This is a genomic window from Bradyrhizobium sp. YCK136 (genome assembly GCF_044570075.1).
Lineage (GTDB): Bacteria > Pseudomonadota > Alphaproteobacteria > Rhizobiales > Xanthobacteraceae > Bradyrhizobium > Bradyrhizobium diazoefficiens.
This window is the reverse complement of sequence record NZ_CP172424.1, coordinates 138775-157753: the sequence shown is the minus strand read 5'-3', so window position 1 is coordinate 157753 and position 18979 is coordinate 138775. Positions and strand designations below refer to the sequence as shown.

Annotated in this window: 15 protein-coding genes and 1 pseudogene; 9 read left to right on the top strand and 7 right to left on the bottom strand. The window is 60.8% G+C overall.

What is annotated here, in order from left to right:
• Positions 1-75 precede the first annotated feature (75 nt).
• Complete coding sequence (locus tag ACFLEY_RS00730; protein WP_396604472.1) at positions 76-291, bottom strand: hypothetical protein; 216 nt, start codon at positions 289-291, stop codon at positions 76-78.
• Positions 292-456: 165 nt separating this feature from the next.
• The gene (locus ACFLEY_RS00725) at positions 457-780 is read right to left on the bottom strand and encodes a hypothetical protein (protein WP_211434162.1); all 324 of its coding nucleotides are present in this window, start codon (positions 778-780) and stop codon (positions 457-459) included.
• A 254-nt stretch (positions 781-1034) separates the two neighbouring features.
• On the opposite strand from ACFLEY_RS00725, the gene ACFLEY_RS00720 reads away from it, so the two are divergent.
• Positions 1035-2084 (top strand): polysaccharide deacetylase family protein, encoded by a 1050-nt coding sequence (locus ACFLEY_RS00720; RefSeq protein ID WP_060909659.1) that lies wholly within the window; start codon positions 1035-1037, stop codon positions 2082-2084.
• 165 nt (positions 2085-2249) lie between these two features.
• Here ACFLEY_RS00720 and ACFLEY_RS00715 read toward each other — a convergent pair whose 3' ends face one another.
• On the bottom strand, positions 2250-2618 hold the full coding sequence (locus ACFLEY_RS00715) for a hypothetical protein (protein WP_011083392.1): 369 nt from the start codon (positions 2616-2618) through the stop codon (positions 2250-2252).
• 391 nt (positions 2619-3009) lie between these two features.
• Between ACFLEY_RS00715 and ACFLEY_RS00710 the strand changes: the two genes are divergently transcribed.
• The 4 genes from ACFLEY_RS00710 (at position 3010) to tnpB (ending at position 5023) form a co-directional block, all read left to right on the top strand.
• Positions 3010-3327, top strand: a complete 318-nt coding sequence (locus ACFLEY_RS00710; RefSeq protein WP_129557414.1) for a DUF4102 domain-containing protein — start codon at positions 3010-3012, stop codon at positions 3325-3327.
• Position 3328: 1 nt separating this feature from the next.
• The gene (locus tag ACFLEY_RS00705) at positions 3329-3625 is read left to right on the top strand and encodes a hypothetical protein (protein WP_129557413.1); all 297 of its coding nucleotides are present in this window, start codon (positions 3329-3331) and stop codon (positions 3623-3625) included.
• 700 nt (positions 3626-4325) lie between these two features.
• Positions 4326-4724 (top strand): transposase, encoded by a 399-nt coding sequence (locus ACFLEY_RS00700; protein WP_026193420.1) that lies wholly within the window; start codon positions 4326-4328, stop codon positions 4722-4724.
• Positions 4721-5023 carry an IS66 family insertion sequence element accessory protein TnpB gene (tnpB, locus tag ACFLEY_RS00695; RefSeq protein ID WP_060909277.1) on the top strand — a complete coding sequence of 101 codons (303 nt, stop codon included), beginning with the start codon at positions 4721-4723 and terminating at the stop codon, positions 5021-5023. Before ACFLEY_RS00700 ends, tnpB begins: the two co-directional genes overlap by 4 nt.
• Here the strand turns inward: tnpB and ACFLEY_RS00690 are convergent.
• Entirely contained in the window at positions 4977-7082 is a 2106-nt protein-coding gene (locus ACFLEY_RS00690) for a recombinase family protein (RefSeq protein WP_060909278.1), read from the bottom strand. The genes tnpB and ACFLEY_RS00690 overlap by 47 nt on opposite strands.
• A gap of 588 nt (positions 7083-7670) precedes the next feature.
• Between ACFLEY_RS00690 and tnpC the strand changes: the two genes are divergently transcribed.
• Together tnpC and ACFLEY_RS00680 are read left to right on the top strand one after the other, a co-directional pair.
• Entirely contained in the window at positions 7671-9215 is a 1545-nt protein-coding gene (gene tnpC / locus ACFLEY_RS00685; protein ID WP_224517700.1) for an IS66 family transposase, read from the top strand.
• 1130 nt (positions 9216-10345) lie between these two features.
• A complete protein-coding gene (locus tag ACFLEY_RS00680; protein ID WP_396604471.1) occupies positions 10346-11689 on the top strand; it encodes an IS1380-like element ISBdi2 family transposase in 1344 nt (447 codons plus the stop codon).
• 227 nt (positions 11690-11916) lie between these two features.
• On the opposite strand, the gene ACFLEY_RS00675 is transcribed toward ACFLEY_RS00680, so the two are convergent.
• Positions 11917-13185, bottom strand: a complete 1269-nt coding sequence (locus tag ACFLEY_RS00675; protein ID WP_038952271.1) for an IS256 family transposase — start codon at positions 13183-13185, stop codon at positions 11917-11919.
• A gap of 1103 nt (positions 13186-14288) precedes the next feature.
• On the opposite strand from ACFLEY_RS00675, the gene ACFLEY_RS00670 reads away from it, so the two are divergent.
• Both ACFLEY_RS00670 and ACFLEY_RS00665 read left to right on the top strand, forming a co-directional pair.
• Positions 14289-15191 carry a CarD family transcriptional regulator gene (locus ACFLEY_RS00670; RefSeq protein ID WP_249163582.1) on the top strand — a complete coding sequence of 301 codons (903 nt, stop codon included), beginning with the start codon at positions 14289-14291 and terminating at the stop codon, positions 15189-15191.
• Positions 15181-16317 (top strand): annotated as a pseudogene (locus tag ACFLEY_RS00665) (IS1380-like element ISBdi2 family transposase); the annotation flags it as partial. The gene ACFLEY_RS00670 and the pseudogene ACFLEY_RS00665, both read left to right, overlap by 11 nt.
• Positions 16318-16393: 76 nt before the next feature.
• Here ACFLEY_RS00665 and istB read toward each other — a convergent pair.
• Together istB and istA are read right to left on the bottom strand one after the other, a co-directional pair.
• Positions 16394-17161 (bottom strand): IS21-like element IS1631 family helper ATPase IstB, encoded by a 768-nt coding sequence (gene istB, locus ACFLEY_RS00660; protein ID WP_038952109.1) that lies wholly within the window; start codon positions 17159-17161, stop codon positions 16394-16396.
• Positions 17162-17165: 4 nt separating this feature from the next.
• Positions 17166-18923 carry an IS21-like element IS1631 family transposase gene (gene istA, locus ACFLEY_RS00655; protein WP_129557431.1) on the bottom strand — a complete coding sequence of 586 codons (1758 nt, stop codon included), beginning with the start codon at positions 18921-18923 and terminating at the stop codon, positions 17166-17168.
• Between the last annotated feature and the right edge of the window lie 56 nt (positions 18924-18979).

Genomic DNA, 18979 nt, shown 5'->3' with positions numbered 1-18979 from the left:
CCTGTACAGCTAGTCGCGCTCTATCGATAGATCACGCGGTATGGGTCCCGGCCTTCGCCGGGACGACAATCACGTTTACTGCCCGTGCTCCGTCAACACCTTGTCGCAGCCCTTGCTGAGCCGCGTGCGGTTCTGCTTGAGGCAGGCGAGCACAGCCTGGTCGCCATTGTTCATCACGGGGCGGCTGAAGCGCGTGACGTCGCGCGCGCAGGCGTCGTGTCCGGGCTGTTGTTGCGCGGAGGCGCCAGATGCGCACAGAAGAAAAGGAACGATCAAAAGAAATCTGGTCATCGCGTAATGCCTCTTACCCGGAAGATGTGCGGGCGAAGCTAGTGCGACGATCCCGGAGCCGCAACGGCTTTATTGACAGGCTGCATCGCGCCACAGCGTGGCCCCGGCTTGACGCCGGGGCACAACGCGAGGGGAGCTAACCGACGCAACGATCGCTGTGTGCTCTTACTGGTTGCCCTGAGCGTCAGCGACCTTGCGTGACGCGCCCTTGGCGAGGTCCTTGTCCATCACCGCGCGGCAGCCGGCGCTCAGATCCGAGCGATGCTTCATCATGCACGCGGTGATCTTCGGGATGTTGGGGATCTCCGACGAGCACAGGCGGAAGGCATCGCCGGTGCACTGCTGCTGCGCCTCGGCCGAGAAGGCGAAGCTCGAAGTCGTCGAGACGATCGAGACGATGGCGGCGAAGCCCAGAGCCAGGCTGGTGTCGCGGATCTTGCTGCTCAAGGACTTGGCGGTAAGCGACTTGGCCGTAAACGACTTGGTCATTTGAAGCTCCCATTGGCGCCGCTGCAAGCGGAGCCCATTGTTGATGGGAACTACGATGCTCCAGCAAAACAGTTTCCACTGTGATGACGGTCACTGGATGCACCCCAACTGTGACATCGGTCACATTGGCGCACCTCGCTGAAAATCCGGCGCAAACGCCGTCGCGTTGGTGTCACGTTAACTGTTCCTTCGCATTAATGGCTCGTCGCGCGGGAAATTCCGCAGGTTTGGTTGCGTAATTGGAAAGAGTAACGATGCGTAATGCGTTGGGCCTGATGCTGGCCAGTGTAGTTGCGGCGGTCGTGATCGCCGCCGGAGGTTGGTTTTATTATTCCTCGCGCGCCGATCAGGCCGCTCCCAAGACAATGGCCGCCCGTGCCGCCGATCAATTGCCGGCACAGGCGAAGCTCGCCGCCAAGGATGACGTCGAGACCACCGCGGCGCTCGCGGGCAAGCCGGCGGCAGCCGCCCCGGCGCCGGCGCCCGCTCCGGCCATGCCGGTTCAGCAGAGATCGACCTGCGCCAATCCGAACGCCCTCGGCGTCGCCCGCGTGGTCGAGATCGACACCACCGGCGGTCCCGGCTTTGGCTTCGAGCACTTCAAGCAGTTCGATTTCCTCACCGACAAGGAGGTCGTGCTGACCTTCGACGACGGTCCGTGGCCGGTCAACACGCCCGCAGTGCTGAAGGCGCTCGCGGATGAATGCACCAAGGGCCTGTTCTTCTCGGTCGGCAAGCACGCGACCTACCACCCGGAGATCCTGCGCCAGGTTCTGGCCCAGGGCCACACGGTCGGCACGCACACCTGGTCGCATGTCAACCTGAACAGCAAGAAGATGACGGAGCAACAGGTCAAGGACGAGGTCGAGAAGGGCTTTAGCGCAGTGAGGTTCGCGCTCGGCACCAATCCCGCGCCGTTCTTCCGCTTCCCGCAGCTTCAGCACAATCCGGCGATGGTGAGCTATTTCGGCACCCGCAACGTCGCGATGTTCTCGACCGACATCGATTCCTTCGACTTCAGGAAGGGCGCGACGCCGGAGAAGATCGTCGAGACCGTGATGGGCAGGCTCGACAAGCTCGGCAAGGGCATCATCCTGATGCACGACTTCCAGAAGCACACCGGCGAAGCCATGCCGGCGCTGCTCGCGCGGCTCAAGGCCGGCGGCTACAAGATCGTGCAGATAAAGGCCAAGACCACCTTCCAGACGCTGCCGGAATATGACGAGGCGCTGCTGAAGGACCTGAAGGTGCCGACCTCGAGCGCGCGTCCGATCGGAAGCGTGGTGCAGACGGTTTCGCAGTAACGCGTTCGACCGGATCGAAAACTCTTGCGTGATGGCCGGGCTTGTCCCGGCCATCAACGTTCTTGGGCCTGCGTGGAAAGGTCATGGATGCCCGGGACATCTGGCGCGAACACGCGCCTCGCGTTTGCCCGGGGCGTGACGGCGAGGGTGGGGCGCAAAGACCGCTTACCAATAGATGCCGTGGCGATGCAGCTCGCTGATGATGCGGCCTTCGGTCCAGGTACGCTTGTGCTTCGGCTTGTTGACTTTCGCCGTGGTCTTCGTTGCGGTCGCGGCGGGCGCTGAAGTCGTCGTGGCTACGGCGGGTGCCGCAGCAGGCGCAGGGGCCGAGATCGCCGGCGGACGGTCGACATATTTCGGAGCTTCGGTGACGGGTGCGGCTTCACTCACTTGCGTCGTCACGGCGATTGTCGCCGTCGCTTGCGGCGCCGAGGCCTGTTCGCTCGCCGTGGCCAGCGAGAGGCTGCGTGGACCGGCCGCCTGAGCAGATGCTGAAGCCAGGACCATGGCGGCCACCAGAATGATCTTCCGCATGTGAAATCTCCCCGTGTTGGCGTGACCGGGACGCTATGGGAGATACACGCGACATTATGTGATCACGATCACGCAGGCGACTGGGCGATCCTGAACCCGCGCACTCATGCCGGCTGTATGCTTCGGTTGAGACGCTTGTCTGTGATAACAGGATGAATTCGGGGCGCTGGTGCCGCAAGAGGGATTCGAACCCCCGACCCCGTCATTACGAATGACAGAGTTGATGACGCCAGATCCAGTTAAGGCACCCTAAATCCAGTTGCCAAATTCTATTTCCATGTTAAAAATCAACTAGATACGTGATTATATCGGTTCAAATCCACTCAAATCGCGACATCTCACCAGGCAGTGATTACACTGATTATCGCATTGATTATTTCTGGGGTTGCCCATGCCAGCCAAGAAAATAACCGAAGCTTGGGTTCGCAACCTAACCTGGGCGAAAGCAATAAACCGACATGGCGGTGCTGAGACGGGGAAAAAGCAAGTCACCTTCATTGACACCATCGATCGGGGTCTCGCCCTGGTTCTCGTACTGAGTTCGGGGGGAACCAAGGCATGGAGGGTGATAACCTACGCCAACGGCAAGGCACAAAGCAGAAAGATCGGCACCTATCCGCGTCTTGTCGCCACTCGCTCATATTGTCGGTTGCAATTTCATTTTCAGTACAGACGGAAGATCTCCAATCAGCGGCTTCAGCAAGTTTAAGATGGACTTTGACAAGGCGGTCGTGGCCAACTCAAGTAATCCAGGCGCGCAAGGTATTCCGAATTGGACATTGCACGATCTTCGGCGCACGGCTCGCTCCCTTATGAGCCGATCAGGGGTTCCTCCCGATCACGCCGAGATTTGTCTTGGGCATACGCTCGGGGGTGTTCGCGGCACATACGACCGTTATGGATATTACACTGAGAAGAAGGCGGCGTACGAAGCACTGGCTTCACAGATCGATCGGATCGTCCACCCCAAGAAAAACGTCGTCAGCATCGGCTTGAAGCGATCGTAGAGCCCTTCCAGACGTGCCGAGCCAAAAAAAGCTCGCAGCTGAATGTCATAGCTCTGGAATTTGAAGCCGGTTCACCCTAGATCGTCAATTAGGCTGGGATCCCATGTCCCGGCTGGTGTCGGTCCAAATCGGGCCAGTGAAATTCTGGTTACAGGGTAATTCCGACACTAGGTCATTTACCTAATGGCGCGCACGACAGCTGTCGTGTCCGGACACACTAGGGGCGTGATCCTTCATGTTGCGCAACGATCGGTCTTCGGCCGGTCGCGCTGAAGGATATGCACTATGCGCTCCAATTTTTCGTCCCACCCCTTGGATTCCGTCGCACAACGACCCTGGCTGATTTCGCGCGCCAAAGCTGCCAAGCTTCTGGGCGTGAGCGTGGCCACAATAATCAGGTTGGAAAAGGAAGGCGTTCTCTCGCCCGTTCGTTTGAGCAAACGAAGCCCCGTGTCGATGGTCCTCTATCGGTATGAGGAGGTGCAAAAGCTTGCCCAATAAGGCGATTTCGTAGCCTTGGCATTCCTTTGAACAAGGGCCGGCGAGGCAATCCCTAGTGGGACGGCCATGGGTGCTCGGTCGGTCTCAACCATCGAAGTGATGTAAGCGGAGCTTTTCTCCCATTTGATTGACTGGTTTCGCTTCGGCTTTCGCTCTGCGATTCTTGGCTGGTCAGAGAGCCAAGAGGAGACTGAAGGCGATGGAACAATCGGGGGAGGAAGCCGAAGCTGATGGCTTTGTAGGGAAGCTTACGCGCCGGACGCGTTCTGGAGGCCGGTTATGGTCTGCGGAGATCAAGGGGCGCGCTGTTTTCGAGAGCATGAAGCCCGACGCCCGGGTATGTGATGTCGCACGGCGTTATGGTGTGAAGGCCCAGCAGTTGACGAGGTGGCGCAGATTGGCGCGTGCTGGCCGGCTCGCATTGGTCACGGACGACGCGGCGGATTTCGTGTCGATCGAGCTGAGCGATCCAGTGGCGTCAGGCAAGAGCGAGGGGCCCGTCGAGATTACGATTGGCAAGGTTTCGGTCCGCCTGGATGCGGACGTGTCGGCGGTGCGGATCGCGGAGATCGTGACTGCGATCGAGCGCGGCGCATGATCATTCCGGCGCAGGGACTGCGGATTGTGCTTGCTGTGCGTCCTGTTGACTTCCGGTGCGGGCACGACGCGCTGGCCGGTCTTGTGCAAAACACGCTTGGGCTCGATCCGCATTCGGGCCTGATCGTGGTTTTTCGTTCGAAGCGCGCCGACCGGCTGAAGATTTTGCTATGGGACGGCACGGGCCTCGTTTTGGTCTACAAGCGCCTTGGCCGCGATGGTCGTTTCGAGTGGCCGCAGATCAGCGACGGCGTCATGCATCTGACGCGCGTGCAGTTCGAAGATGCCCCTCCTTGTTAGGCTGACAGATTCTTAGATCAAGTTGCGCGATGACGTGGTTTCGAAGGTCTCCGATGGCGTGAAGAACGGATGGTGTATTCGGGAAGAGATAGGCGCCGCTGGGCTGGCGATCAATTAGCAAACGCTTGGTTCGGATCTGAACATAGAGCCAGTTTACTGGAATCTCGAGCCTTCGGGCCAGTTCGGGCGGGCTGAGGTATGAGTCGTCATGCTCCCATCGGCTGCGCTGGGCAGTTACCTTGATGGCGGCGGCACGACGGAGCCGCCCAACGGTGATAGGCAGCACCTTATCGGCGCAACGGGGAGAGCGGTGACCTTCCCGAGTAAGGATTGTGGCGATCTTGTCGTCTGGGACGCCGTCGCGAGCGAGCGTCAGAAGGCGTTCCCGCATCTCTGTGCCTCGCGTCAATCTGGTGACGGAGTTGACGCTCATCTTCACTTCGAGCTCCGTCACGGCGCCTCCCCGCCAGACGATCCTAGCCAGGGCCAAGTCGCGCTCACCGCGGTCGAGAACGACCTTTTCGATGAGACATCGCAACAACGCCTTGCGATGCGCATCCGAGATAGTCTCGTCACCCCATATCTGCGGGAGGCGGCCGGTGAGGCTGATGACCTTGTCGTTGAGCTCCTTGCTTATGGCCACTTGTGTGATGGCTTTGGGCGGCGTCTGTCGGGCAAGCGCCTCTTCGGCGGCGCGCACGTCGTTTAGCGCCGCTTCCCATCGACGCTCGAGTTCCGAGGCGACCAACCGATTATCTGGATCAGCTCGGTTGAACTGCCGTTCGGCGAGCGCCGCCGTGTATCGCTTGCGCTCGAGCTCTCGTTCTGCACTGGAGCGTAGCGCATTGTTCGTCTGCTGCTGCACCCGGCGGGAGCGCGACAAGGCATCGAGTTCGGCCGGCGCTAGTGCGGTTAGGAATGCGTCGCCAACGGCTGCATCGATATGGGCGGCGCGGATGTGTTGGCAGGTTGGCTGACCTTCCTGGGTACGCAGGTGATTGCATACATATTCGCCGCCGCCCTTGTAGCGGACGTACATCTTATGGCCACATCGTGCGCACCAGGCAATGCCGTGGAGCAGGAGCTCGCCATTGCGAGGCGCGCCGCGGGTTTTGATGCGCATGTATTCGGCTCGGTTATCTCTGATGACGGATCGGATTTTTTCATAAATTGGCCAGTCGATATAGGCTGGATATCGATCTTTAACGACGATCCGCCACTCCTCCATCGGCCGCGGAGCCTTTTGTGGCAGGGCCCCCTCCCGCTTCGGCGGCCGGAAGCGGGTTCGTCCATAGACAAAGGCGCCCGCGTATGCGGGGTTCTTCAAGATCGCCGCGACGGCAGCCAGCGTCGCGCGCGTCCAGCACAAATCGCCATATCGATCACGACGCGGCAGTTCCAGGTCACGCTCGTTCAACGCTCGCATGACCTTGGCAACGCTGCGCAGCTGCAGGAATAACTGGAAGACGAGACCGAGCCGCCCTTGCACGGCCATGTCGGGATCCTTAACGACCACACCGCTCGGGTCCCGCATCAGCCCGATTGGCAGCATAACCGCAAGTTCGCCGCGTTCGGCTTTGGCCAGCAGGCCGGCGGTCAGCCGGCTGCGGATCGTATGTAGCTCAAGCTCGGAGATCGAACCCTTCAGCCCGAGAAGCAACCGTCCGTTGGGAGTGCCCGGATCATAGACACCATCGCGGTCGGCGATCAGGCAGCCACGTAGACCACAGATATCCAGGAGCGGATACCAGTCGGTACAATTACGCGCCAAGCGGGTCACGTCGATCGACAGGATGAGTCCCACTTCACTCAGGCCAACACGGCCAACGAGTTCCTTGAAGCCGTTACGCTGTGCTATAGACGCGCCGCTCAACCCGAGATCGGCATCAATCACGTCGATGGCCGCCTCACGCCATCCGAGTTCGCGGGCGCGCTGGCGAAGCGCGTATTGAAGGCGCAGGCTCTCCTGATTGCTTACGACCTGATGGGGCGTCGACTGCCGGATGTAGACTACGGCTTTGCGCGCCAAGTGGCTTGGTGTGACCAGCTCGGACTTCATGAGGGATCTCCGCCAAAATTGCGGCGACGTCTTCGACGATCTGGCGTCGGAGCGCGGGCGTCAGCGTCGACCAAAGATCGGCTGGATCCATGCTCATGTGCGTCGGGACAATCCGCTGTCGATAAAAGCTCGAGTAGAGCCTCCATACTCAGCTTAATCTGATTTGCCTCTTGCTCATAATATTCGATTGCGGTTGCTTGAATCAGAAGACTGCTTCCTGCGCGATACTCAACTTCATACGAAGCGGGAATGCCTCGGCCTCGCTGACCGATCTTCCTAATCACTCGATATGAGCGCCCCCACAAAGGATGGTGGGGGTCCCGAACCTCGACCACCTCCGGAAATGATTCGTCAGACTCACTATCAGGGACATTCCTCAATCCCCTCGTTTGAAGGGCTGAACTGGAAGCGAGTGGGCGAACGGATTGTCGCGACGCCAGCTGCGGCGAACTGACTCAGACCCGACAACCTGTTTCGCGCGGGGCTTTGGGATGATAGCTTGCGGATGTGCCGCCGTCCCCCATTGATCCCGCCCGTCTTGCAGCGCTGCCCGCCGATTTGCGCGCGCTCTTCCGCGCGCAGGAAGCGATGATTGAAGCCGAGCGTCGTCGCGCAGACGATGAATGCTCGGCGCGCCTTCATGTCGAGAGTGAACTGGCTGCGTCCAAAGAGAGCGTCGAACGCCTCGAACTGCTCGTGAAGGAGTACGAGCGCGCACGTTTCGGTAAACGCTCGGAGAAGTTCAATCCCGATCAGATGCAACTGGTTCTCGAGGACATCGAGATTGCCATCGCCGAAGTCCAGGAACGCCAGGACGATCGTGCGCGCCGCGCCGGCACGGCGCCGTCCAGCCGCCGGACCAGGCGCGCTGCCCGTGCCTTTCCCGCGCACCTGCCGCGCATCGAGCAGGTGATCGAACCCGAGAACCTCGAGTGTCCCTGCGGCTGCGGCCGGATGGTCCAGATCGGCGAGGATCGCTCCCGCCGTCTCGATGTCATGGCCGCCCAGTATCGTGTGATCGAGACGGTGCGACCGCGCTACGCCTGCGCAAAGGGCTGCACCGGTGTTGCTCAGGCGCCGGCGCCCGCCCATCTCGTGGAGGGTGGCATCCCCACCGAGGCGCTGCTGGCGCAGGTGGCGGTCGCCAAGTTCAGCGAGCACATGCCACTCTATCGTCAGTCGCAGGTTCTGGCTCGGCATGGCATCTTCATCGATCGCGCCGTTCTGGCAGACTGGATGGGAACGGTCGCCTTCCACCTCGCGCCGCTGGTCGAGCGCATGAGCGTCGTGATGAAGCAATCGGGCCGCTTGTTCATAGACGAGACCAGGGCGCCTGTGCTCGATCCGGGCCGGGGCCGAACGAAGACCGGCTATCTGTGGGCTGTCCTGCGCGACGATCGCGGCCACGGCGGCGCTGATCCACCAATCGTGGTCTACCACTACGCGCCAGGACGCGGTGGTGACCATGCTGAGCGCATCCTCGAGGGCTTCGACGGCATCCTTCAGGTCGACGGATACCAGGGCTATCATCGGCTCGCACGGCCCAAGCGCAAAGGCGGCGTGCCGCTGCGGCTGGCCGCATGTTGGTCCCACTCAAGGCGCAAGATCATCGCAGCGACTCCGAAAGCCGGCTCACCCATCGCCGAAGCCGTTCTCGCGCGCATCGCCGCACTCTATGCGATCGAGAAGGAGATCCGTGGCGCCGACGCCCCGGCTCGGCAAACGACCCGTAACGAGCGATCACGGCCGCTCGTCGCTGAACTCGAGAGGTTTCTGCGCGAGCAAGCCGCTCGCCTGTCGCCGGGCAGCGAGATGGGCAAGGCGATCGCCTATCTCCTGAACCATTGGGATGGCCTCACCTTGTTTCTCGACGATGGTTGCGTTGAGATGGACACCAATCCCGTCGAAAATCAAATCAGGCCGCTGACTCTGACGCGTAAAAATAGTTTATTTGCTGGTCACGACGAAGGTGGTCGTTCATGGGCGCGCATAGCTTCGCTCATCGCCACCTGCAAAATCAACAGCGTGGAGCCCTACGTCTGGATGAAAGCGACGCTCAAAGCGATCGCAACCGGTCACCCGCAGTCCCGGATCGACGAGCTCCTGCCCTGGTCGTTCGGCCGCACCTCGTAATTCTCCGTCGTTGCCGCCTCCATACCCCCCGCCAACGATTTGCAAACACGTTGATCAACAGACTGCAATCCCCACGCCAAACCTTTGCGAATGGGACGCGAACGTCGCTTACGAAGTGATCTGAATAGGTTTGGATACCCGCGTCGAGCAAAGATGATGAGTTCACTGCATGTTGCAGATCTTTTCGCACTGCCAAGGAAACTTACTTGGCAGTGGGTGGGGTGACGCAAGCGTCACCCCAAATGCATAACAACACCATACATCACCTATCCCTTGTCAAATTCTTCTATGATTTCAATCACCATCTATTCCACTCGAACTCATCGCATCCCTAAAAAGGCATTCCTCTAAGTATGCATGACATTCCACGCAGGTCGGTACTGCCCTATGAGCTCCAACTCGATTGCATTGATCTCATCAGCCTTCAGGACGCAAAGCCATAAAGAGACGCTCTCACGTAATGGGGCTATGAGCGCATTCAGATGGCAGTTCGTGGACTGCCCATCGAGGTAGCAGTTCTTCGGGTGCACTTTTCCATAACCATGGTTGATGCGCTTCTTCATCGAGTCTTTGCAGCGACCGATGTATTTCAAATCGTCACCGACGAAGTACGCATATACGCCCATCGCACCTAAGTACCGAGGATCGGCGATTTGAAATGTACGGTACTCTAGCCCGTCTTATTCGCGAGAGGGCGCCTGAGAGGCTGGCGAGCGTGGTGTAAAGCGCTGATGCGGCGTAGGATTCGGTTGCGAAGCCACCCCATCACCTTCAACCGCGAACGCCACGCCCGCCATGACCGATGATACGATTTCAGACCACTATCGAGAAGCAAGAATTCAACACAAATAAAACCTCTGCCTCGCGCTCGATCTCTTCATGCTTGATAGTCTCGTTTCGGAGGCTGATCACCTACCGCGTCTAATAGGCCGCTCGCGCCGGTTTCTTTGGACGCGGCACGACCGCGACTCCACGTTTCGGCACAGAAATGATCGGGAGTCACTCAATCTTTCTTCAACTTAACCCGTCTTATTCGTAAGAGTGCGCCTGAGGGGTAAAGCGCTGATGCGGCGTAGGATTCGGTTGCGAAGCCAACCCCATCACCTCCAACCGCGAACGCCACGCCCGCCATGACCGACGATACGATTCCGCCCTTCTCGTTTCCAGCCGTTCACGCCAAGAAAGTCACAGCTGCCTTCGATGGTGGGCGCCTAACCTCGAACGGGGGCGTGATGCTTCTGGCGATGGCCGAGCGGCGTCTCGGTTTGGCCGACAATTTGGCCCGGGTGTTCCCGGATCGGCGCGATCCGACGCGGGTCGTGCACAGCCTGGTCGATATGTTCCGCGCGCGCATGTTCGCGATCTGCTGCGGCTACGAGGACGCCGACGACCTCGATCATCTGCGGTCCGATCCGGCATTCAAGCTGGCCTGCGGTCGCCTACCGGACACGGGCCGGGATTTGTGTTCCCAGCCGACGCTGTCGCGGCTGGAGAATGCTCCGCGCCTGCGCGACGTGATCCGACTGACCTACATTTTGGTCGACGCATGGATGGATAGCTACCCGCGCGAGCCGGCATCCGTCACGCTCGACATCGATGATACCTGCGATGTCGTCCACGGCCATCAGCAGCTCTCGCTGTTCAACGCTCATTATGACGAACGCTGCTTCCTGCCGATCCACGTCTACGACACGGAGAAGAGCCGGCCCGTGGCCGTCGTGCTGCGGCCCGGCAAGACGCCGGGCGGCGTCGAGGTGCGTGCCCATCTGCGCCGCCTGGTACGGCATATCCGGACGCGATGGCACAACACGCAAATTACGTTCCGTGGCGACGGGCACTATGCCCGGCCGGAGGCAATGGCGTGGTGCGAGACCAACGGCATCGACTACATCTTCGGTCTGTCCGGCACCAAGCCTCTCGCCAGAAAAGTCGACGAGGTCGCCGACGACATCCGCACGCGACGCGCCATCGAGAACCTGCCGGTTCTGCGTGGCTATACCGAGACGCGCCACAAGGCAAAGTCCTGGGATCGCGAACGGCGCACTGTCGCCCGTATTGAGGCGACGATGCTCGGCCTCGACATCCGCTTCGTCGTCACCAGCCTCGATGTCGGCTCGGCCGAGTGGATCTACGACAGCCTGTATTGCGCGCGCGGCCAAGCCGAGAATCTGATCAAGCTGCATAAGACGCAGCTCGCCTCCGACCGCACCAGCTGCCGTTCGGCGCTCGCCAACCAGGTCCGTCTCGTGCTCCATACGGCCGCTTATTGGCTGATGCTGACCGTGCGCGACGCCATTCCCAAAGCCCGGGAATTGGCCGCTGCCGAGTTCGCGACGCTGCGTCTTCGTCTCTTGAAACTCGCTGCCCGTGTGGTCGAGACCACGAGCCGCATTCGCCTTGCGTTCGCCGCGGCATGTCCCGAAGCCGACCTGATCCGCGGCTTGCCCGGCGCGCTGCTGCCGCTCAGTCCTTGACCGGCGGGGCGTCCGCCCCCCGTTCGCCCAACCTATCCCTCAAGCGCGTTGCAAAGTACGGGTCGTCAGGCGGTGAAAAGCCGAAGGCAATCCTGTGCGCCTCGTCAGAGCAGATGTGCGGCCACATCAATCGGACTAGAAAAACGCACTCTCACGAATAGGACGGGCTAGATCACCATGCTTGTTCAGAAAACGAGCTATGGCTGATTTTGGGTGACGCGGCCTGATCAGGCGGCGTGGCTTTCAGTGTTCGGAATGACTTCGATTCCGTCGATGAACTTTACACCGGCGATGACTTTCGGCAACTGGTTCGTGCTCTTCAATCGCCGCCAGGTCTTCGATGCGGCGTCGATGAGCTTGAACACCATCAGCTTCGCAGTTTGTTGCGACAGCGATCCCTTGGTCCGCACCGTTCGGTGGCGCACCGTGGCGAAGACGCTCTCGATCGGGTTCGAGCTGCGTAGGTGGATCCAGTGCTCAGCAGGGAAGTCGAAGAAGGCGAGCAGCGCATGGCGATCCTTGATCAGGCACTCCACCGCACGTCCGTATTTGACGTGGTATTTCTCGACGAAGACGTCGATCGCGGTTTCAGCTTCGGCCCGGTGTGGGGCCAGATAGATGTTCCGCAGGTCGTTCTTCATGGGGCCCTGCACGGATTTGGCGACCTTGTCGAGTACGTTGCTCACTTTATGGCACCAGCATCGTTGGTGCCGCGTGCCGGGAAAGGCCTCGTCCAGTGCCTTCCAGAAGCCGAGGGCGCCGTCGCCGATGGCGAGTTGCGGGGCAATCCGTAACCCGCGTTGCCGCAGGTCGATCAGGAGTTCGCGCCAGCTCTGCGCGCTCTCGCGCACGCCGACCTGGAAGCCGATCAGCTCCTTCTTGCCTTCCGGCGTGGTGCCAATCAGCACCAGCATGCATTCGCTGTGATCTTCCATGCGGGCCTGCAGGTACACGCCATCGGCCCAGATGTAGACATAGCGACGCGCCGACAGATCGCGTCTCTGCCAGCGTTCGTACTCGACCTGCCAATCGGCCTTCAGGCCGGCGATCACCGAAGGCGACAGGTTCGGCGCATCCTTGCCGAGCAGCGCCGAGAGCGCCTCCTGGAAGTCGCCGGTCGAGATGCCGCGCAAATAGAGGACCGGGATCAAGGCATCCAGGCTCTTCGTCCGCCGCGCCCATAGCGGCAGGATTGCCGAACTGAAGCGGAGGCGGTCGCCTGGCCCGCTCGCTCCGCGGTCGCGGACCTTGGGACGAGCGACCTCCACCGGACCGATGCCGGTCGCAATCTCGCGCACCGGACCGTGCCCATGTCGGACCAGGCGCGCTCGACCGTCGGGCAGCGTCAGATTGGCCGTGCTGGCCAGAAACGCGCCAACCTCGATCTCGATCGCCCTGGCAAGCAGGTCCCGCGCGCCGGCTCGAACGATATCGGTCAGTGGATCATCAACCGCGGACGGCTGACGGAAAGCAAGAACATTGGTAGTCTCGGTCATGGCGTATCGCTCTCCTCGAGAGGTTCTGGCAGGCTCGTCACCCGCCTCGATACGCCGCCTTCCTCACACCGTCATCACCCAGATTCCGCCATAGCTCTCAGAAAACGGCGGTACGTGAGATCCCCCTCGGCTTTCATTCTCAATAGGAAATCACCCAGGGGGCTGTGGAGCGCAGTTTGGTGCCGAGGCGAAATGACAGATTGCAAACCCGCGTACCGTGGATGGGCCAAGGTTTGCGCAACGGTTTTGTTGTTCTTCAGAGCGAATACGTCCGCACGCATATCGGGTTCAAACGTCAGGGGGACACGCTCGAACCGAAGGTCGTTCCCTTGGCCGTTCCGCAACAGTCTTTGGTCCATTCCCGCCTTCAATTAGAATACCTCTGTGCCTCCATTAGGGAGGGCTGGGGACGTTCCTTGTATATAGATGCGGGGAATATCATCTGCACCTCATCAGCGCGTCAGCGCCTCTCTAAAACAATTCACCTACTCATTCCTGCTCATGTCATAGCAACTTTGCTCAGATCTAAACAACTTGAAGTGCGCTTTCCCAGCCGAGCAGTACCGGCGCTTCGCTCCGACTGCTCCTCCTCACGACGCCAGAAGAGATACCTTTTGGTACTTGCATCGCCCGCGCGGGTTCGAAGACCATCTCATCAGTTCATCCCTTAAAAGGCAGCTGAGCACCGAGACGGCAGTTCTTGGAGTAAAGCGAAAATGTTCTCAGCCCTTGGCTTTCGCTTGTACTTTCGAGGTGGCTGGCCCGTATGGGATCGGATGCTCACCGGTCCGGCACGCAACCGGATCGATGGAGCCGCCTTCAAAGCGCGATCGGCACGGTTGCTCGGGTGGCAACACGAGGTCGGCGGCAGGCCCGACAAAGCGGGGGCAGAGGTATTTCCGCCATTTGCCCGCGTGAGAAGGGTACAAGTCAATCGCACTCCTTTCGGTACCCAAGCGAAATTCTTGCGATTAGAGCGGCTATCGACGCCAGGTGTCCGACTAGCCCGCCCTGTTATGAAAGGTTTGGTGACCGCCGTTTGGCGTGCAATAGTCCTTTGGTTCCCGCGTCGAGAGAACGCGGTTCGATCAGGGTGGGGAGCGATGGGGTTCTTTAGCGATCTGTTCGGTGGCGGGGGACGCCGGGAAATCGAGCGCCTATTGAACCCCCTGCTCGGCTCTAAGCTTCAGGAGTTCGCCGTCGTCGACGCGGACGACGTGTACATGAAGCACTATTTCCTCTTCAGGGACCGGGACGGCAAGCCGGAAGAATTTGTCGTCATCTACCGTCGCTTCGATCCCGAACTGCACTACCTCCGTACCCACTACAGGAAGGCCGGGGAATCGTTCTTTGTGACCATCAGCGAACAGGTCTGGTCGTTTTCCATCGGCTATCTGATCGAGCAGGGCAAGCGCCTCGCAGGGTCAACACGGCCTCAGAAGAACCACTTGGCCGCCCAGGTCTCGGCAGGCGAATTGAAGCATCCTGACTGGAAGCCTCCTGGCAAGGCACCGGAAGGACCGAAGGCACCGGAAAACCCTCAGCCTCCTAGATCGCCATATGAATGGAACCGATCGGAGCAACCGAAGGCCCCGATCCTGGAGAGCGGCGGCTTTGGGGTGAATGAGTACGTGGTCTATCCGGCGCATGGCGTCGGCCAGATCCTCGCGATTGAGGACCAGGAGATCGCGGGCACCAAGATGCAGCTGTTCGTGATCAATTTCATCAAGGACAAGATGACGCTGCGCGTGCCCACCGCGAAAATCGCGAACGTGGGCATGCGGAAGCTGTCCGAACCGGCTCTCGTAAAGAAGGCATTCGAAACCCTTAAAGGGAGGGCGCGCGAGAGCACAAATACTACTTGGTCGGAACTAGCCCGTCTTATTCGTAAGAGTGCGCCTGAGGGCTGGCGAGCGTGGTGTAAAGCGCTGATGCGGCGTAGGATTCGGTTGCGAAGCCACCCCATCACCTTCAACCGCGAACGCCACGCCCGCCATGACCGATGATACGATTCTGCCCTTCTCGTTTCCAGCCGTTCACGCCAAGAAAGTCACAGCTGCCTTCGATGGCGGTCGCCTGACCTCGAACGGGGGCGTGATGCTTTTGGCGATGGCCGAGCGGCGTCTCGGCTTGGCCGACAATCTGGCCCGGGTGTTCCCGGATCGGCGCGATCCGACGCGGGTCGTGCACAGCCTTGTCGATATGTTCCGCGCGCGCATGTTCGCGATCTGCTGCGGCTACGAGGACGCCGACGACCTCGATCATCTGCGGTCCGATCCCGGATTCAAGCTGGCCTGCGGACGGCTGCCGGACACGGGCCGCGATCTGTGTTCCCAACCGACGCTGTCGCGGCTGGAGAATGCTCCGCGCCTGCGCGACGTGATCCGACTGACCTACATTTTGGTCGACGCATGGATGGATAGCTACCCGCGCGAGCCGGCATCCGTCACGCTCGACATCGATGATACCTGCGACGTCGTCCACGGCCATCAGCAGCTCTCGCTGTTCAACGCTCATTATGACGAACGCTGCTTCCTGCCGATCCACGTCTACGACACGGAGAAGAGCCGGCCCGTGGCCGTCGTGCTGCGGCCCGGCAAGACGCCGGGCGGCGTCGAGGTGCGTGCCCATCTGCGCCGCCTGGTACGGCATATCCGGACGCGATGGCACAACACGCAAATTACGTTCCGTGGCGACGGGCACTATGCCCGGCCGGAGGCAATGGCGTGGTGCGAGACCAACGGCATCGACTACATCTTCGGTCTGTCCGGCACCAAGCCTCTCGCCAGAAAAGTCGACGAGGTCGCCGACGACATCCGCACGCGACGCGCCATCGAGAACCTGCCGGTTCTGCGTGGCTATACCGAGACCCGCCACAAGGCAAAGTCCTGGGATCGCGAACGGCGCACTGTCGCCCGTATTGAGGCGACGATGCTCGGCCTCGACATCCGTTTCGTCGTCACCAGCCTCGATGTCGGCTCGGCCGAGTGGATCTACGACAGCCTGTATTGCGCGCGCGGCCAAGCAGAGAATCTGATCAAGCTGCATAAGACACAGCTCGCCTCCGACCGCACCAGCTGCCGTTCGGCGCTCGCCAACCAGGTCCGTCTCGTGCTCCATACGGCCGCTTATTCCCCGCGGGTCACTTCAAATTCCTCCGGGTGTGGTCAGTCAAATTCCTCCACCCGCGAGGCAGGACAAGGGACTGTTAGTTTGAGTTTGTTTCCCGGGCAAGAGCTTCAGCGGCTTCTTTGAGCCGATAGCTGCGTCCGTCGAACTCAAGCAGATGGCAATGATGCATAAGGCGATCGAGGATCGTCGTGCTCATAGTGTTGTCCCCAAGGTATGCCCCCCAATCCTGCACGACGCGATTGGAGGTGACGATGACGCTGCGGCGCAGTTTGTAACGCTGATGGATCAGGGTCTGCAGCAAAGTGCCGGCGTCGTCGGGGATGGCGCGTGCGAGGAATAGATCGTCCAGCACGAGGAGATCGCAGTCGATGATGGTTCGCAGCCGGACCTCGCGTTGTGCCGGAGAGTTCAGGGCGTAGCGGTGAAAGAAGTCGTCGGTCTCAAGATACTGGACCTTGTGGCTTTGCAGGATCGCCTGATAGGCAATCGCCTTGGCGATGTGCGACTTCCCGGTGCCAGGTTTGCCAACAAGCAGAGCGTTCTCGCCAGCGGCAATGAACGCCAGGGTGTGGAGCTGGAAGCAGGTCTGACGTGGCAGTTTGGGATTGAAGGACCAGTCGAACTCGGCGAGCGTCAGCTTTTCGTCGAGCCCGGATTGCTGGTATCGCCGCTCGATAAGACGGGACTGACGACGGTCCAGTTCATCCTGCAGGATAAGGGAGAAGGTCTCGAGGAAGGGCTGGTTGGCGCCCTGCGCCTGGAGCACGCGCGTCTGCAGCGTGTCGCGGACACCCGACAGGCGCAGCTGTCGTAGGCAACGCTCAATTTCCGGCATGGTCATCATGTGGCTAGGTCTCCAGTTTAAGGTGAGAAGGTGCAGCGGGAGCGCTCGTGGCGCCGGAGTTGGCCGGGGTTGCGCAGGCGACACGAGCGCGGATTGCCGTGGCGTGATCGTCGTGAGCCTCGGCCTGCCGACCATTGTCGTCGGCGTCGCGCCGCACAGCGCGGCTGAAGAGGTCGCCGTATTCCGCGGGGGTACGGATCAGCGGATGATCCTGGGTGAGCGGCGATGCCGGCTGTGGCGTCACTCCAACCTGCTCGATCGCCTGTTCGAACAACCGCTCGACGGTCGCACGCACGTGCTTGTAGCGGTAGATGCGGTTGTCGATGGCGTGCGCGCAGGCCTGCTCGACCAGCCGCGCCGGATACTTCCGGCCCAGCCCGACAATGCCCCACATCGCGCGCTGTCCGGGGCGCCCTTCGGTGTCGAACACCTGCTGGCACAAGGCCCTGGTCTGCGGTCCGATGCGCTCGGCGCTCGCCAGCAGCACGGCGGTTTGCCGCGACGGGTTGAACGGCCGTTCGCTGGTCGGCAGGACGACAGAACCGGGGTGCGCCATCCGGGAATGAACACGCAGCAGCGCACGGGTGTGGCGATCACGGATCTCGATCGTGGTGGTGTAGATGCGCACGACGACCTGGCTGCCGATCGGCGCGGGCCGCGCGGCGTAATAGCTGTTGTCGACGCGTACGGTGGTGTCGTCGCAGACAGTCCGGACGACTTCGGTGAAGATGCGGAAGGGAGCGACAGGCAGCGGCCGCAGGTGCGGCTTCTCTTCCTGGAACATCGCCTCGACCTGACGGCGCGTGCTGCCGTGGATGCGTTTGGAAGCCCAGTTCTCCTCCCAGTGCCTCAAGAACTCGTTTTGCGCCTCCAGCGTCTCGAAGCGCCGTCCGGCCAGCGCAGTGCCCTGGGTATGTTGAATCGCATTCTCGACGCATCCTTTCCGATTTGGATCGGCCACGCGCGCGGGATCGGCGACCACGGCGTAATGAGCCAGCATCGCGCTGTAAATCGGGTTGAGCTGGGGCTCGTACAAATCCGGCTTGAGGACGCCTTCCTTCAGGTTGTCGAGCACGACATAGCTGGGGACCCCGCCAAAATACCGGAACGCCTCTTCGTGGAGCTGCGCCCAGACTTGTTGGCTGGACTTCCAGACTACCCGCCGGAAGCTGCGCCGCGAGTAGCGTAGCGTCATCACGAACAGGCGGGGACGACGGTACCGCCCGCTCTTCGGATCAACCGTCGGCGCGCCCTCGCCATAGTCGACCTGAGCTTCCTCGCCGGGGAGGAACTCAAGACGATCAAACTGCTCAGGATCAGCGTGCCGCAACCGGCGCACAAACCGCTTGACACTCTGGTAGCTGGACGGAAAGCTAAATTGATCAACCAGGTCCTGGTAAATCGCCTGCGCGTTCCGCTTCAGCCGGACCTGTTCTTCGATCCACGTCCGATGCGCTTCGCAAGCCGAACGGGCCAGGCTGCTGGTGACCGTCGCTTCCGATGTCCCAAAAGCCGGTGGTCGGGGTGGAGGAATTTGGCCGTCCGCGCTCACCGAGCCGGTGGTCACTTCCCCGGGGGAATTTGCCTCCGCACCGGCCCGCAGCGCCTGATAACGCCGGATCGTCTTGCGATCGACACCCGTCAGCCGGTGAATCTCGCGCTGGCTGGTGTTGCGATCAAGTAATGTAAGTACGGTGCTTTGCAGATGTCGCTTCAAGACGTTCAACTCCCCGGCCCCTTGCTGGCTAAAGGGGTCGAACATAAACGTCCTGCCTGACCGGCTACTGCTGTTCAGCGGCGCTGACGGCGATCATCAGG